This window comes from Tenacibaculum aiptasiae (genome assembly GCF_965221665.1).
Taxonomy (GTDB): domain Bacteria; phylum Bacteroidota; class Bacteroidia; order Flavobacteriales; family Flavobacteriaceae; genus Polaribacter; species Polaribacter aiptasiae.
Window position 1 is genome coordinate 890,894 of the sequence record NZ_CBDCSN010000003.1, and the last position, 15,893, is coordinate 906,786.

The window sequence follows — 15,893 nt, forward strand, 5'->3', positions numbered from 1 at the left end:
TTACTAGCATTTTTTTATTTACTCTATAGTTAAAGTGATTATTCTTTTTATAATCAATCTTTTAATTATATTTGGGAACTTGAATAAGAAAATTTTAAAATGCTATGAGTAGTTTCTACACTAGAATGTCGGCTAAGGTTCCGACTGGTTTAACACAACCTACAAAATCTTTTAAAAAACATGTATGGTTCTCAATATTGGGTTTATTTCTTTTTATAGTTCTATACTTTTCATTAACAATATGGTTTGCAAAATTAGCTTATAACTTATTTATTGATGCTAATAATTTTGATGGTCATTTTTGGAATTATTTACTCGCTGCTGGATTTGGTTTTTTATCATTATTTATGATTAAATCCCTTTTCTTTTTAGATAAAAAAGAGAAAAATCCAATGCAACTATATATTAATAAAGAAGATGAACCTTTATTATTTGATTACCTATATAAATTAGCCGATGAAGCTGGAGCTCCAAGACCACATAAAGTATTTTTAACTGATAGAGTTAACGCAAGTGTTTCTTATGATATTTCTTTTTTAAATCTTTTAATACCATCAAAAAAGAATTTAGAAATAGGACTTGGATTAGTTAATGTTTTGAGTTTAGGAGAGTTTAAAGCTGTATTAGCTCATGAGTTTGGACACTTTGCTCAAAAATCAATGTTATTGGGTAGATATGTATATGTTGCTCAACGTGTAGCTCATAAAATCATAACAAAACGAGATGCATTTGACAGTTTTTTAGCTGGTTTATCAAGCATAGATATCAGAATTTCTTGGGTAGGTTGGATTCTTTCTATTTTAGTTTGGGCTATTAGGTCTTTGATTGAAGTTTGTTTTAGTGTGGTTATTATTGCAGAAAGAGCTTTGTCTAGAGAAATGGAATTTCAAGCTGACTTGGTTGCTGTTTCATTAACAGGAAGTGATGCTCTAATCCATGCCTTGTATAAACTACAAATTGCTGATGAAGCTTATGCAAATACGATAACTTGTATTAATGATGATTTACAAGACAAAAAGGCTATTGAAGACATGTATATTTTACAAACAAATTACATACAACAAATGGCTAAGGTATTAGACAATCCTAGTTATGGTAAATCTCCTGAAATTCCTCAAGAAAATCGTGAAGAACATCGAATTTTCACTTCTGCTAAGTACAATCCTCCAAAAATGTGGGAAACACACCCAGCAGATATAGATAGAGAAAATAATGCTAAGAAAACTTATATATATGAGCCTATAGATAATAGAGTTTCTTGGGATTTATTTTCTAAGCCTTCTTTTTATAGAAAAGAACTTACCTCTCGAATTATTAAAACAAGTAAAGTTGAGACTACATTAATAAGTAATGATGATTCTATAAAAAAACAAAACGACACCTATTTTGATTGGTTATTTTTAAATCCAAAATATCATTCTACATTTTTTCAGAGACAGCCTTTTTTAAATTTCAAAACCTCTGACCTTTTATTTGAAGCTGATGTTCCTTCAAAACCAATAAAAGACGATTTTGATAAACTTTACCCTAAAAGTATTAGTAGTAAAATTAGTCTACTTCAAGAAATACAACAAGAAATTGCTGCTTTGATTATTAGTCAAAATGAAGCTATTACTATTGAAAAAAGAAGAATATGGCATAGAGGAAATGAAGTTAAAAGAAATGAAATCCCTGATCTTTTAGATTCATTAAATAAAGAAGCTGATGAAATTCAACAAGAATTAATAGACCATGATAAGCGTTGTAGAACCTTGCATTTTAAAGCTTCTAATCATATTAATGGAGAGGTAGGTATTTATTTAAAAGAATTAACTAAACTAGTACATTATAGTGAGCATAGCGTTTCTAGCATTGATGATATAAGAAATAGCTTTAACCACACCTTAATTATAGCTTTGGCTGATGGTAATGTATCTACATCTGAACTAGCAGATATTTTAAAATTAGCTAATGAATACTACGGTGTTTTAAGAAGAATTTACTTACATGGAAATCAGATTAAACTTTCTACTGAACTTCTTAAAAATATGAATATAGAAAGTTACTCTTCATTATTTGAAGAGTTCAAATTAACTCCTCCTGATAAAGAAAATATAAATAATTGGGTAAATGCTATTGACGGATGGTCTAATGTAGCTATTAGCGCACTTCAAAAATTAAGAAATGAATCGTTAGAACTTTTATTAGAAACTGAAGAGAGTGTTAAAAATGCCTATTTAAAGCAACAACAATTAGATATAAAAGCAAGTTCTTTTTCTATCCCTGAAAAATATGATACTTTAGTTACTGGTAATGAACGAAAAGTAAAACAAGAACTAAGTATGTGGGATCGTTTCATTGTTGGTGATGGTTTAATTCCATCAATAGCAAAGTTTGGTATTTCTGCTAGTATTGTTTTTGCTGCATTGTTTTATGGTAATTACTCTCAAAAATTACCATTATACATCTATAATGGATTACAAACAAATGTAAATGTATCTCTAAATAACGATACCTATTATATTCCTCCTAATACCTCTAAAAAATTACAATTAAATTATGGAGAAAAGTATCATACCATAACTACTACCCTTGAAGGTGATATTATTGAAGAAGACGATTTTGAATTTAACGATCATTCAGCTCATATTTATAATATTGCAAATGCTGGTGTTTTCATGGAATACCCTATTTTTTATGGTTATAACTATACTCCATCTGGAATAAACGAAAGATCTTTTTTAGGTGCTAAAAAATGGTTTTCTACTAAGGTAGATTATATTTTAGAAGAACCTCCTACGTCTATTAGTCTATCTTCTAGTAGTAGCGGTGAAAAAAGACATGCATTACATGCCTATAGTGACATTGCTCCCGAAAGTATTATGAGCATGGTATCTGATTCCATTCAACTAAATAATGTTATTAAAACTCATAGTAAATGGGATCATGAAGATAGTAAGCATTTAGTTATGTGGATGTACTATTTAAATCAAGTACCAAATGGTATCGATATTCCTAAATCTAGACTGGTTAAAAATCCAACTGAATTAATTAGTTTAAGAGCCATGCAAGATTTAAGTGATTCTTTATCTCATAAAAGTATTTGTGAGAAAAACACTCAATTATTACTAGATTCACCAAACAATCCTGATTATTTTTATTTAGCTACTAGATGTATTGAAAATGAGTCAGAGAAAAATTCACAATTTATTAAAGGATTTGAAAAATGGGAAAACCATAATTGGCTAGCTTATGCTGCTGGAAATTGTTACAGTGAAATAGGAGCTTATACAAAAGCATACAAAGCATTTGACGCTGTTAAAAATAAAGGTTTACAAGAATTAATTGCAAACAATGCTGAACGTATAAAAAGAGTATTAAATAATACTTTAAAAGAAAAAAAGTACACTACTATAATAGACAATGAAGAAATTAATTACTATAATAGTTTAGAAACAGGTAATATAGAAGAAAAATCTACTAATCCTGATTATGTCTATTATCTCTTACATAAAGGTGAAATACATAAAGCTTATGAATTAGCTCAAAAATTTGAAGAATCTAAAACTTATGCTCTTCGTTTAATTGGTGCTTCTAAAGGAGCTACCAAACAAATGATAACTTCGGCTTTGAATATTTCTGATAAAGAAGGAGTAAATTTAAACAACGTATGGTCTACACTAGCTCTTAGTATAAAAAACAAAAAAGACTATCAACAATTTTTATCTTTCTTTGAACCTCTTAAATTGGATCAAAAATATATTAACAAATTGGTTTCTTTAATTAAATCAAAAAAGTATACTCAAGTAGATAAGCACATCTCTAAATTAGATCTTAGATGGAAAGCACAGACTTATATTATGGCTAATATTATTTTAGATGGTGATATTCCTCAGAAATGGAAGCAGTTTTATAAAGGTGCTTTATTTGCTAACGAGAAACCATATTTATTATAGTTCATCACAATTAGTATTTCACAAAAAAGGAGTAACTTAAATAATAGGTTACTCCTTTTTTATTGCTCTAATCTTTTTAAACAATACTAATGCGTACTTTTTTATTCTTTAAACGTCTATTATTTAAGCTTTCAACTAGTCGTTTTGCTTCGGTTACAGGTACTGCTATAAAAGCACAATCTTGCTTTAACTCTATCACGCCTACTTGTTCTTTAGTTAAATCTCCTTTTTTAAAGAATAATCCTGCAATATCTCCTTTTGAAATTTTATCCTTTCTTCCTCCTGAAATAAATAGGGTTTCCCAATAACGAGATTTCATTTTTTCTTTATGTGAAATATCTGCGTTAGGTGCATCTTTAATAAACTCTGGTAAATTTTCTTTTTGCCATTTTAAAATATAAGCTGTCCCTTTTGCGTTTACTCTAGCAGTTCTACCATTTCGATGTGTAAATTCCTCTATTCGTTGTGGTAACTCATAATGAATTATATATTTCATTTCTGGAATATCAATTCCTCTAGCAGCTAAATCTGTAGCTAATAATACCTGACTAGTTCCGTTTCTAAACTTAATTAATGACCGTTCACGGTCTCTTTGTTCCATTCCTCCAGAAAAACAACTATGTGCTATTTTATTCTTGGTTAAAAATTCACTGACTTGCTGAATACTATCTTTTAAATTACAAAATATAATTCCTTGCTGATTTCCTATATGTTGTAATAATTCTACTAATGTTTGATTCTTATTCTTTGATGGAGATATCACTGTTTTTAGCGTCAGCTTTTTAGGTGTTTTTCCAGTTAAGTAATTTAATACTGTTGGATTGTTTAAACGTACAAAGTCTGGGATTTCAGTCTCTTTCGTTGCTGAAGTTAAGATTCGTTTATTAATGTTAGCTAATTGGTTTATAATTCCTCGCATTTCATATTCAAAACCTACTTCTAACGATTTATCAAACTCGTCTAAAATTAATGTCTTTATATACTCTTTAGAAAAACGATTATTTGCGAAATGATCAGCAATTCTCCCAGGTGTCCCAATTAAGATACTAGGTATATGTTTTAGTTCTGTTTTATCTTTCGCCATTGAACGTCCTCCATATACGGCATTTACTTTTAATCCTGTTCCCATTTCTCTAATTACCTGTTCAATTTGAATAGCTAATTCTCTTGAAGGCACTAATATTAGTACCTGAACTTCTTTTTTATTAGGATCTATTAATTTTAATGTTGGTAATAGAAAACTCAATGTTTTTCCTGTTCCTGTTGGAGAAAGTATTACGGTATTTGTAGTGGTATCAATTGTTGAAATGGCTTTTTGTTGCATTTCATTTAGTTCATAGATATTCAATTTGGCTAAAATATCTTCTTGTGTTTTTATACTAATTCCCATAATTCTTAAAATATCTATGAAATTTTTATTCAGGGCAAAGATAGGCAGTCTTTAACTAGAAAGGATTAAGTATTTAACAAATTAAAAAGCTTATTGAAAAATCAATAAGCTTTAAATTTATTCTACAAATTGTAGTCCTAATAAAAAAGTTACTTTACAGGTATTATTTCACTACATTCACCCACTGTCCTTTTGTACGTGCTATATAATCATTATCATACATAGCTTCTACTTGTACTCCTGGTAAATAATAGGTTCCTAAATACGATGCATTTAATAATACTCTAAACGTTTTTGTTTCGTACTTATTTAAAGTAAAATAGTTACTTATACTTGCATCTCTAATATCTGTATAATCTACTTTTGAAGAGGATGCATTGTTACCAAAATCGGTAAATCTAGTATTTACAATTTCCCATCCTGACGGTATATATTCTGTTAATGCAACATTTTCTACTTTATCGTTAGTTGAGTTTCTTATCGTAATTTCAGCTATAAAGTTTGTTCCTTGTGATATACTTGTAGGATCTATACGATCTCCTCCTTTTGTTTTATAATTTATTGTTGCTTCTAAATTCTTTTGAACTACTTTTTCTACACCTACTGGTAAAATTCCTTTGTTCAATAATCGTACATACAATACTCCTTTACTTTTATTCGAAATTTTAAATGTATTCTCTTTTTTAATTTCTTCTATATCTTCAGCATATAATGCTTTTTGAATATTGATATTTTTTGAATTACTATTGATAGTAAATTTAGCATGAATTCCTGTATTTTCTCCATTTTGCAATGCATACTGACTCATAGCTAATAAACTAAATGCTGTAGTTTGCGTACTCATCCATTGCTCACTAGACAAGGTTTCTGCAATCTCTTTAGCTAATTTTATTGCTTTCACTTCATCATTTAACAATGTATAAGTTTCTAATGCCATTGCTTTGTTTCTAGTTTCAGAACCATAATTATAATAATATCTTCTAGAATAATTCTCTGCTGTTAAAGTTCCTAAAATAACTTTTGCAATCGATTTTTTTCCAATCAATGCATATGCTGATGCTAAACGCATTTTTGCTTCATTTGAAATACTTCTTGTTTCTCTTAAACGATTCATTGAAGCTAAATCTGGACTATTTGCTAAACTCAAAGTATACAATCTATACGCTTGCGAAAGCGCATTATTACTATAGCTTGAATTATTTCTCCAATTGCGTGCTTGCTGCTTTTGATAACTAATCCAATTTGATTTAAAACCTATTGGTAATACATATCCTTTTTTGGCTGCTTCTATCATAAAATGCCCTGCATAAGATGTTCCCCAATTATCTGCTCTAGAATTTCCTTGCCAGTAAGACAAGCCTCCATTTGCTATTTGGAAGTCTGATAATCGTTGAATTGTCGCTTTTACATTTCGTTCTATCTCTCGTTGTTTTTCTTTTGATAATTCAAATATCTCAGGTAAATACAATTGTGGAAAAGCACTTGATGTTGTTTGTTCTACACAACCATGTGGATATCGTATTAAATATCCTAAACGTTTTGTAAAATTCATCGGAGGTAAAGTAGACAATTCAACGGTAGCTGAATTTGTTCCTTTGGTTCCAAAAGTAGTGAAATCAATTTCTTTATTTTCATTTGATTTTACCACTAAATCTTTTACTTCTGTAGTTACTGGATTTGGATTTAACACATCTATTTCTACCTCATAAGATGCTTTTTCACTTCCAGAACTTGCATTTATCTTTACTTTTCCTATTCCTTTAAAATCATTTACTTTTAATGTAAAGTAAGCCATTTTTTCATCTGGTTGGCTAAATGTAACTGTTTGCGTTTTGCTCCCCTCTATAGTATAAGCTTCGTTAGGCGCAACTGTAACCTTAACATTTTTAATTTCTGGTTTCATTGCAAAAACTGTTACTGGTAAGGTTACTGTTTCTTGCGGTGTTATTTTTCTAGGCAATGATGCTAAAATCATAACTGGTTTACGAACAAATGCTGTTTTTTCATCACTTCCATATGCTTCTTCTTTTGCATCTGTAGCTACTACCATTGCTCTTACCGATCCTACATACTTTGGTATTTTTATAGAATGTTTTTGAATATCTCCCTTTTCTAAATTAAATGGTCCTAAATAAGTAACCATTGGTTTGAATCGATTGGCTTTCTTATTCTTACTTCCTGCTTCTGCTTCATCTCCTCCAATACTCAATATCTGATTTACTTTTCCACCGTAAGCCCCTATTACATCATCAAAAATATCCCAAGTTCTAACTCCTAACGATTGTCTTGCATAAAATGTATTCCATGGATTTGGTGTTTTAAATCGTGTTAAATCTAATAATCCATCATCTACCAATGCTATTGTATACGTCATTGGTTTTCCATCTTTTTCTTTTACTCTAATATTGGCAACCGATTCTGGTCTTAATTCATCTGCTAACTGTATTTCTGGCGTCAATTTTGTTGCTGGATCATTGACCATCATTGGTATTGATCCATACATTCGTATTGGTAAATCATTTACTGTTTGACTATGTTTTTGTAATAAGGATATATTCACAAAAACATTAGGTGTATAGCTTGCTAATACTGGGAAAGAGAATTTTGTTTGTTTAGCCTTTGTTGGTACCCAAAAATGATCTAATACCTCTGTTCCATTTTCTATTGTAATTAACGCTCTTCCTCCTTCTGAGGACGGAAATGTTACTGTTGCTGTTTCTTTTACATTATAAGTTTCCTTATCTGTTGTAAAAACAAGCATTGTTGCATTGGTTTTATCTTGACTCCCTTTTTTCTTTCCATACCAAGATGGCCAGTCAAAATACACTACATTTGATGTTACGTGCCTGCTTTCTTTATCTGTAACTTTTATTAAATAACGTCCCCAATCATTTTCACTTATTTTTAAGTCAAATGATCCTTTTCCGTTTGCTCCTGTTTTAACTTGTACTGTTTTATAAGGCTCATGATAACGTGTTCCGTCATAACTAGATAATCCATTATCCGAAGTACTCCACCACCATCTCCATGATAATTTATATACTTTTACATCCAAACGATTTGCTATTCCTACTCCTTTTTCATTAACCGTTGCTACATTAAATGTATACTTTTCGTCTGTAAACAAATAGTTTTTTGATTGCTGTTCTTCTGCATTTAATAATCCTACATAACTTGTATATGGTGATACTTTTTTTGTGAATACATCCGTACTAAAGTCTCCTCCATTTTCGTAAACCTTTGTTATAAAGCTTGCTTTTAGCATTCCTGGTGCTTTATTGTCTAATTTTGGTTTTACAGAAAATGTAGTTTCTCCTTCATTATTTAATTTCCCTTTTAATACTGAAAACTCTTCTGTTCCAAACCTTCTTGTAACATCATCAAAATTATAATTCTTGAATTTTGAAAATGTTGTTTTGGTTTGTCTGAATTTTCCATTGATATCCAATTTTAAGTTTCTTGCAATTGCTCCATGTAGCCATTTTACTTCTACGTCGCCATTAATTGCCTCATTAGCTTTTATTACTTCCGATACTGTTTTTAATTTTATTTTTAAACGATTTGGTTTTATCGTTTCTATTTTTAATGTCTTTGTAAACACTGCTCCACCAATAGTCACTCTCAGTTTCCAATTTCCTGTAATTGCTTCTTGACTTGTTTTTGGTGCATACGGATATACATTATACTTGTTTTTATATAAAACTTTTCTCTCTATTATTTTGCCTTGTGGATTTATCAATTCAAATTTGATAGGATGTTTTTCTGGTAATGGATTTGCATTATCATTTAACACAAATGTTAGGTATAAATGGTCTCCTGGTCGCCAAACTCCTCTTTCTCCATAAATATATCCTTTGATTCCTTTTTGAAGTTTTGTTCCTGAAACATCGAACTTACTCATTGACAAAGCATTTCCTTCATTCAATTTAATGTAAGTTGTATTATTACTTTTAGTTGCTACTGCAAAAAATGCGTTATGAATATCTTCAAAAGTTGCTATTCCTTCTTTATTGGTAGTTACTGTTTTTATTGGCTGTTGCTGTAAGTTATACAAGGTAACTTTTGATCCTGCAGCTGGTTCTGCTGTTAATAAATCAGTTACAGCTACAAACGTTTTATTGTTATTTCCTTTTTTTACTATTACTCCTAAATTAGTTGCTAAAATATTTGTACTAATTTTTTTATCGTAGTAATAAGAAGTGGTACACGGATTTTCTCTATCTCTCCAGTTGTAATTATAATATCCATCACTATAATAGTTTTGGTTATCATATTGCTTAGTATCTATTTTCTTTTTTCCGTAAACAATCGTGTTATTATTAACTACGCCATCACATGTATAATTTGAGTATTCTTGGTTAAATGTAAATTCTACTCTATACATTGCTCCATCTTCAACAGCTAATATTTCTGACAAGTCAATAGCAAAAGCATTTTCTTTTGTTAAATCTACTCCTTGATTGGTTAAATTTATAGTATATTTTGCTTCTGGTCTTCCTACATAACGTAAATTTCCTTGGTTATTTAAGTTATTGTACTGTAAAAACTGTAGCACATTATTTTTATAAATTTTATAAACTGTTGCATCAACCGCTTTTAAGTTAACCGCTTTAAAATTGACTTTTAAATTACTTGAATTTGGTAAAATTGAACCGCTTTTTATAAATGAAACTGATGGTTTTAGCTGCTCAAAATGTAATGTCTTACTAAAGCTTTCTTTTAGAGCATATCCTTCTGTATTCTTTATTCCTTTAAAAATAGTTAAATCTACTTTATTTTTAAAAGTTGTTTTTGGATATACGTTTACTATATTATTACTAATTTTATAGGTAAATCTTCTCTTTTGTGTATTTTGAAATTGAATTAAACCTCTTAAATCTTGTCCTTTTTTAATTGGATCTGAGAAACTAATTTCTATATGCTGTTTATCTGCATTTACTACTTCTGCATTTAAAACTTTAAAGTTGTTTTTTCCAGTAATTATTAAATCTCTCTCTCCTTTTGATGTAGATTTTATAGCTGTTCCATTCCATAAAACTTTTAAAACCTTATCGTCATCAAAACGTTGTAAGCTGTCTATTTTAAAATGTACTTTTGAAGCAAACTCTTCAAACGTTTCAAACTTTACATTTACTTCGCTTCCATTATAATTTGCTTTGACTAGTTCTGGTAATTTTGAACTTTCTACTACATCACTAGCTGTTAAAATTCCTTCAACAACATACTTATCTTTATTGGATACTTTTGGTGAATTTAATGAGACATTAAAAAGTAGTTCTTTGGTTTTTACTTTAATTGTAAAGTCTTTTAAACCTGAATCAATATCATTATATAATTTTGATAAATGTAATGTTAATTTGTACTCTTGATTGCTTTGTAATTTTTCACTTGGGATGAATGAAATAACATTATCTTTAAAAGTTGTTTCTCCTTTTACTTTTGGACTAATTGTAAATACATCGTTATTTACAGTTGCTTCATCTATTTTTTTCTTTAAATAAAAATCGAACTTTGGAGTAATGGAAACTAGCTTTTCTGGAAATACAGAAACGTATTCTGTGTAAGCATTTATATCACTTTCTTGGTCTCCTGTTTTTTTACATGCATTAAGAGCTAACATTAAGATGATTAGCGCTAATATTTTAATAGTATTTCTCATAGCAAAATAGCTTTTCTTATTAATTTCTCGAAGTATATCAAAGTTACATATTTTAGAAATATCACGATCAAAAAATTACCTTAAAAAATTAGCTTTTTTAAAAGAAATTTGAGAACAATTCTTTCTTGAATTTAATAATGCTTAATTTTGCCATCCATATTGAAATAAGAACATGTTAGGATTAAAATTTGAAACGGAAACTTCTTGGGCCGATATTGCTAAAGATAATTTACAACAGATATTAACTGATCACGCTTTTTTAGAGCAAAAAGCCGCATCTAATGCTGTATCTATAATTATTAACTATTCTGAAGAAACTGAACTTGTACAAAGTATGAGTGCTATTGCCATAGAAGAAATGGAGCACTTTAAAATGGTACATGATTTTATGGTAAAAAGAGGAATGGTTTTAGGACGAGAGCAAAAGAATGATTATGCTATTCAACTGCAAAAATTCTTTACCAAAACTAAAGATCGTACAGAAGCTTTAATTCAACGTTTATTAATTGCTGCAATTATTGAAGCTAGAAGTTGTGAGCGATTCAAAGTTTTTTCTGAAAATATGGAAGACGAAGAATTATCTAAATTCTATAGAGATTTAATGATTTCTGAAGCGAATCACTATACTACTTTTTTAGGTTTTGCTAGAAAATATCAGGATAGAGAAATAGTTGACAAGAAGTGGAACGATTTAATTGCTTTTGAAGCTGAAATGATGAGAAATCGTGGAACTGTTGCTAAAGTACATGGATAATCCTAAAGACATCGTTTTTTGTTCTGAGTGTAATTCAGAATATTATAAACTTAGTTCTAAAATGCTAGCTTTATGCCCTGAGTGTTCACACAGATTATATAATTATGATAATTGTAAACATGATTTTAAAGAAGGACGGTGTATTAAATGTTATTGGAATGGTACTGTTTCTAATTATTTAAAATAATATTCTATGTTTAGTAAAGAAGAATCTGCTCGTTTACGTAAAGAATTTTGGACTAGCTTTGGAAAATCTTTTCCTAGAAAATGGCTTTTGTATAATACTAAAATTAAAGGTTTTGCTTTTAAATTTCAGGCTGATAGAAAAAAAGCGTCTGTTTGCTTAGATTTTGAACATCCTGAGAGTATTGCCAATGAATTACTATATGACCAGTTACTTTCTTTAAGAAAAATCTTAGAAACAGAATATTTACCTGAAGTTATTTACGATGATAACTTTGAGTTAGATAATCGTAAAATTATCCATCGAATTTATGTTCCTTTTGAGAAAAAATTCAGTATTCACAACAAAAATACTTGGCGTGATTGCTATGAATTTTATGTAGAAACTATGGAACAGTTTGAATTGTTTTTTTATGAATATGAGGACTTTATAAAACAGGCTATTTAATATAGGAAAATGCCCCTTTTTAACTAACAACCAACACTTTAAGTTAATTTACCCTTATATTTGTACCACATTTTTATAACCCCTATACCCCTATGAATAACCAACCCCTACGGTTATTGCTAGTGTTGTTTGCACTGGTTTTAACATCTTGTTCGTCAAATAGCGAAATAGAATTGGCTGGTAATCCTTCTGAGTCAACTACTGTTATCGCTGAGAAATCTATTGAGTCTGAAGTATTAGTACTCATCAATAACTACCGTGTTGCTAATGGGTTATCTGTTTTAAGCAAACTCCAAGCAATTAAATCTCAAGCAAATAATCATACCAATTACATGATTGATCAGAATAAAATCTCTCACGATTTTTTCTATCAACGTAAACAATATTTAACACAAAATGCTAATGCTACTGGTGTTGGTGAAAATGTTGCCTATGGTTATTCTACTGCCCAATCTGTGGTAAATGCATGGATTAAAAGTGAAGGTCATAGAAAAAATATAGAAGGTAATTTTACTCATTTTGAAATTTCTGCAGAGAAAGATTCAGAAGGTAAATGGTACTTTACTAATATTTTTATAAAGAAATAGTTTTATTGTTTATTTGAATTTTTAACAATAAGTAGAAGCCTTCATTTCATAATTATGAAATGAAGGCTTTTTTATAAACTACAGTTACGGGAGGAAGAAATAATTACTTATAATCATTTAATATTATAAACTTCGATCTTCTATTTTCTTGGTGTTCCTCTTCTGTACAAGGAACATAATTTTTACACTTATTTACTAATTGTTTTTCTCCATACCCTATGGCACTTTCTATTCTTTCTGGTGCTATATCTCTTGAAATGATATAATCTCTTGTTGATTTTGCTCTTTTATCTGATAATACTTCATTGTATAAATCGCCTCCTCTACTATCAGTATGTGATTCTATTTTAATAATCATATCTGGATGATTATTTAAAACCTTCACTACATATTCCAATTCAAAAGCTGCATCTGGCCTTATATTCCACTTATCAAAGTCGAAAAAGATAGGTGCTATCACAATTTCTTTATCAATTATCAATGGAGTTAGATATAAATCTTGTTTGATGTTTTGATGATGAATATTTGTTGTTTCTATATTCTTTAAATCGTCTTTATAATCTAATTTTGTTCCTCTAAGTGTGTATTTCTTTTTACATTCTGCTTCAAACTCAAAAGCTCCATCTTCTGTTGTTGTTATTTTTTTAATCACCTTTCCATCTTCACCAATAAATTCTACTAAAGCATTTGCTAAAATTTCGTTTGTTTTACTATCATACACTACTCCACTAACCAATTGCATACATTTATATGATTCAAAACTATAAATATCATCTTTTCCTTTTCCTCCTGGTCTATTTGATGAAAAGTATCCTGTTTTATTATCTTCATTCATAAAAAATGCAAAGTCATCATATCCACTATTAAATGGTGCTCCCAAATTTTTTACTTCTGCCGAATTATTTTTTAATAAATTCGATTTATAAATATCTAATAACCCTAAATTCTCATAACCGTCTGATGAAAAATAAAATGTATAATCTGATGACACAAATGGAAACATGTCTCTCCCACTTGTATTTATTTTTTCTCCCATATTTACGGGCTCTCCATACGTATTATTAGGTAGTATTGCTACTTTGTAAATATCTGTTAAACCATAACCTCCAGGCATATTTGATGTAAAGTACAATGTTTTATTATCTGGACTTAAGGCTGGATGTCCATTTGAATATACTTCATCATTAAATGGTAATTCTTCTATATTTGTCCATTCTCCATTTATTAGAGTTGCTTTAAAAATTTCTAAATGTGATGTTCCTTCTTTATCATAATCTAACTTATTTCTTTTGTTCAGATTATTTCTTGTAAAATACATGGTTTTTCCATCATTGGTAATAGCTATACTCGATTCGTGAAACCCAGTATTTATTTTTGATGATGTTAAAGGAATTACATTTTCTATTGACTTTGAATTTCCATAATCTATAATGGTCGCTTCATATAAATCCAAGTAAGGTTCATTATTCCATTCGTACATTTTTCCCTTCTCATTCTTTGTAGAAGCAAACATGAACTTATGCTTATGAACATAAGGTGCAAAATCTGAATTTTTAGTATTAACATCTAAGTTGGTAATTTTTATTGAATCGTTATTAAGTGCTTTTAGTTTCTCATAATCTACATTTACAATCTGAAAATTATTACTAGGCAGTTTTTCTAGCCACTCTTCAGCTTTTTTATATTCTCCTACACTTCTTAATGATTGTGCATATTTATAAATACTTTCATTAGTTAAGCCTTCATCTTTTTGGGCTGCTATAGCATACCATTTATTAGCTTCTTTTGAATTTGAATTATTGTAATAACAATCTGCCAACTTTGTCAAAGTATAAGAACTACTATCTCCTCTTTTAATTGCTTTTTTATAAAATTCTGATGCCTTTATATATGCATAGTTTTTAAAGAACTTATCTGCTACTCTTTTTTGTGAAAAAGAATAAGAAAAGCAAAAAATCAATATTAAAAATGTAATTTTTGTCTTCATATCTATACTTTTTAAAAATATCTAGGCGATTTTACTCTATTCACCTTAATTAACTCATACATTAATAAGACTTCATGTGTTCCGCTAGAAAATTGATTTATATCCGATAGAGGATACTCATATGCATATCCGACTCTAAATTGTCTAGATACTTGAAAATCTACGATAGCTCCTAAAGCTCCTGTAAATTCATTAAATCTATAAGATCCTCCTAACCAAAACTTTTCATTGAAAAGAAAATTTGCTGTTACATCATATGATAAAGGCGCTCCATTTGTTGCTTTGATTAAAGTCGCTGGTTTAAATTTTACACTATTACTTAAGTTAAATACATAACCTGCTGTTAGATAATAACTCACTTTATCTACAATTCCGTAATCAACTCCTCCAATTGTTAAATCGTTATGATCTATATTTAATAATCTTGGAGCTGATAGTCCTAAATACCATTTATTCGTATGTAAATAGAGCCCTGCTCCTACATTTGGTTCCCATCTATTTCTAACACCACTAATCCCAGGATCTCCTGCTTCTGCAGCAATCAATTCATCATCTAAATTATATTGAGTAAACCCAGCTTTTAATCCGAATGCTAGCCTAGTTTCTTCACTTAGATTAATTGTGTAAGAGAAATCTCCATACAGATATGTGAAATTCTCATATCCCAACTTATCATTTATAAATGACAATCCTAAACCTATTCGATCATTTCTAAGTGGTGTATGTATTGACAATGTTTGAGTTTCTGGTCCTTTTCCAAAACCTGCCCATTGGCTTCTATGCAATCCTACAATACTCAATACTTCTCTACTTCCTGCATATGCTGGATTTACCGATATTGTATTATACATGTATTGGGTAAACTGAGGTAACTGTTGACTTTCAACGTTAAATACAGTTGTAATTATTAAAATGAAAATTATATGAAATCTGTAATTTTGCTTCATAGC

The 15,893-nt window shown here is 29.4% G+C and carries 8 protein-coding genes; 4 read left to right on the forward strand and 4 right to left on the reverse strand.

Annotation, left to right across the window (positions count from 1 at the left end; all coding sequences use genetic code 11):
* Positions 1-104: 104 nt before the first annotated feature.
* On the forward strand, positions 105-3,935 hold the full coding sequence (locus ACOQN8_RS15985; protein WP_420553429.1) for a M48 family metallopeptidase: 3,831 nt from the start codon (positions 105-107) through the stop codon (positions 3,933-3,935).
* 76 nt (positions 3,936-4,011) lie between these two features.
* Here the strand turns inward: ACOQN8_RS15985 and ACOQN8_RS15990 are convergent, their stop codons facing one another.
* Both ACOQN8_RS15990 and ACOQN8_RS15995 read right to left on the reverse strand, forming a co-directional pair.
* On the reverse strand, positions 4,012-5,325 hold the full coding sequence (locus ACOQN8_RS15990; RefSeq protein ID WP_420553430.1) for a DEAD/DEAH box helicase: 1,314 nt from the start codon (positions 5,323-5,325) through the stop codon (positions 4,012-4,014).
* A gap of 163 nt (positions 5,326-5,488) precedes the next feature.
* Entirely contained in the window at positions 5,489-10,984 is a 5,496-nt protein-coding gene (locus ACOQN8_RS15995) for an alpha-2-macroglobulin family protein (RefSeq protein ID WP_420553431.1), read from the reverse strand.
* Between the two features lie 172 nt (positions 10,985-11,156).
* On the opposite strand from ACOQN8_RS15995, the gene ACOQN8_RS16000 reads away from it, so the two are divergent.
* From ACOQN8_RS16000 to ACOQN8_RS16010, 3 genes are all read left to right on the forward strand, one after another.
* The gene (locus ACOQN8_RS16000; protein WP_420553432.1) at positions 11,157-11,738 is read left to right on the forward strand and encodes a MiaE family protein; all 582 of its coding nucleotides are present in this window, start codon (positions 11,157-11,159) and stop codon (positions 11,736-11,738) included.
* A 193-nt stretch (positions 11,739-11,931) separates the two neighbouring features.
* Positions 11,932-12,369 (forward strand): DUF4268 domain-containing protein, encoded by a 438-nt coding sequence (locus ACOQN8_RS16005; RefSeq protein ID WP_272149394.1) that lies wholly within the window; start codon positions 11,932-11,934, stop codon positions 12,367-12,369.
* A 92-nt stretch (positions 12,370-12,461) separates the two neighbouring features.
* On the forward strand, positions 12,462-12,956 hold the full coding sequence (locus tag ACOQN8_RS16010) for a CAP domain-containing protein (RefSeq protein WP_420553433.1): 495 nt from the start codon (positions 12,462-12,464) through the stop codon (positions 12,954-12,956).
* 103 nt (positions 12,957-13,059) lie between these two features.
* Here the strand turns inward: ACOQN8_RS16010 and ACOQN8_RS16015 are convergent, their stop codons facing one another.
* Together ACOQN8_RS16015 and ACOQN8_RS16020 are read right to left on the reverse strand one after the other, a co-directional pair.
* Complete coding sequence (locus tag ACOQN8_RS16015) at positions 13,060-14,943, reverse strand: OmpA family protein (protein WP_420553434.1); 1,884 nt, start codon at positions 14,941-14,943, stop codon at positions 13,060-13,062.
* A gap of 11 nt (positions 14,944-14,954) precedes the next feature.
* Positions 14,955-15,890: a PorP/SprF family type IX secretion system membrane protein gene (locus tag ACOQN8_RS16020; RefSeq protein ID WP_272149397.1), complete on the reverse strand. Its 936-nt coding sequence runs from the start codon at positions 15,888-15,890 to the stop codon at positions 14,955-14,957.
* Positions 15,891-15,893: the final 3 nt, after the last annotated feature.

Coding starts and splice junctions, on each gene's coding strand:
- ACOQN8_RS15985 (WP_420553429.1), top strand. CDS start 105: ATGAGTAGTTTCTACACTAGAATGTCGGCTAAGGTTCCGACTGGTTTA.
- ACOQN8_RS15990 (WP_420553430.1), bottom strand. CDS start 5,325: ATGGGAATTAGTATAAAAACACAAGAAGATATTTTAGCCAAATTGAAT.
- ACOQN8_RS16015 (WP_420553434.1), bottom strand. CDS start 14,943: ATGAAGACAAAAATTACATTTTTAATATTGATTTTTTGCTTTTCTTAT.
- ACOQN8_RS16000 (WP_420553432.1), top strand. CDS start 11,157: ATGTTAGGATTAAAATTTGAAACGGAAACTTCTTGGGCCGATATTGCT.
- ACOQN8_RS16005 (WP_272149394.1), top strand. CDS start 11,932: ATGTTTAGTAAAGAAGAATCTGCTCGTTTACGTAAAGAATTTTGGACT.
- ACOQN8_RS15995 (WP_420553431.1), bottom strand. CDS start 10,984: ATGAGAAATACTATTAAAATATTAGCGCTAATCATCTTAATGTTAGCT.
- ACOQN8_RS16010 (WP_420553433.1), top strand. CDS start 12,462: ATGAATAACCAACCCCTACGGTTATTGCTAGTGTTGTTTGCACTGGTT.
- ACOQN8_RS16020 (WP_272149397.1), bottom strand. CDS start 15,890: ATGAAGCAAAATTACAGATTTCATATAATTTTCATTTTAATAATTACA.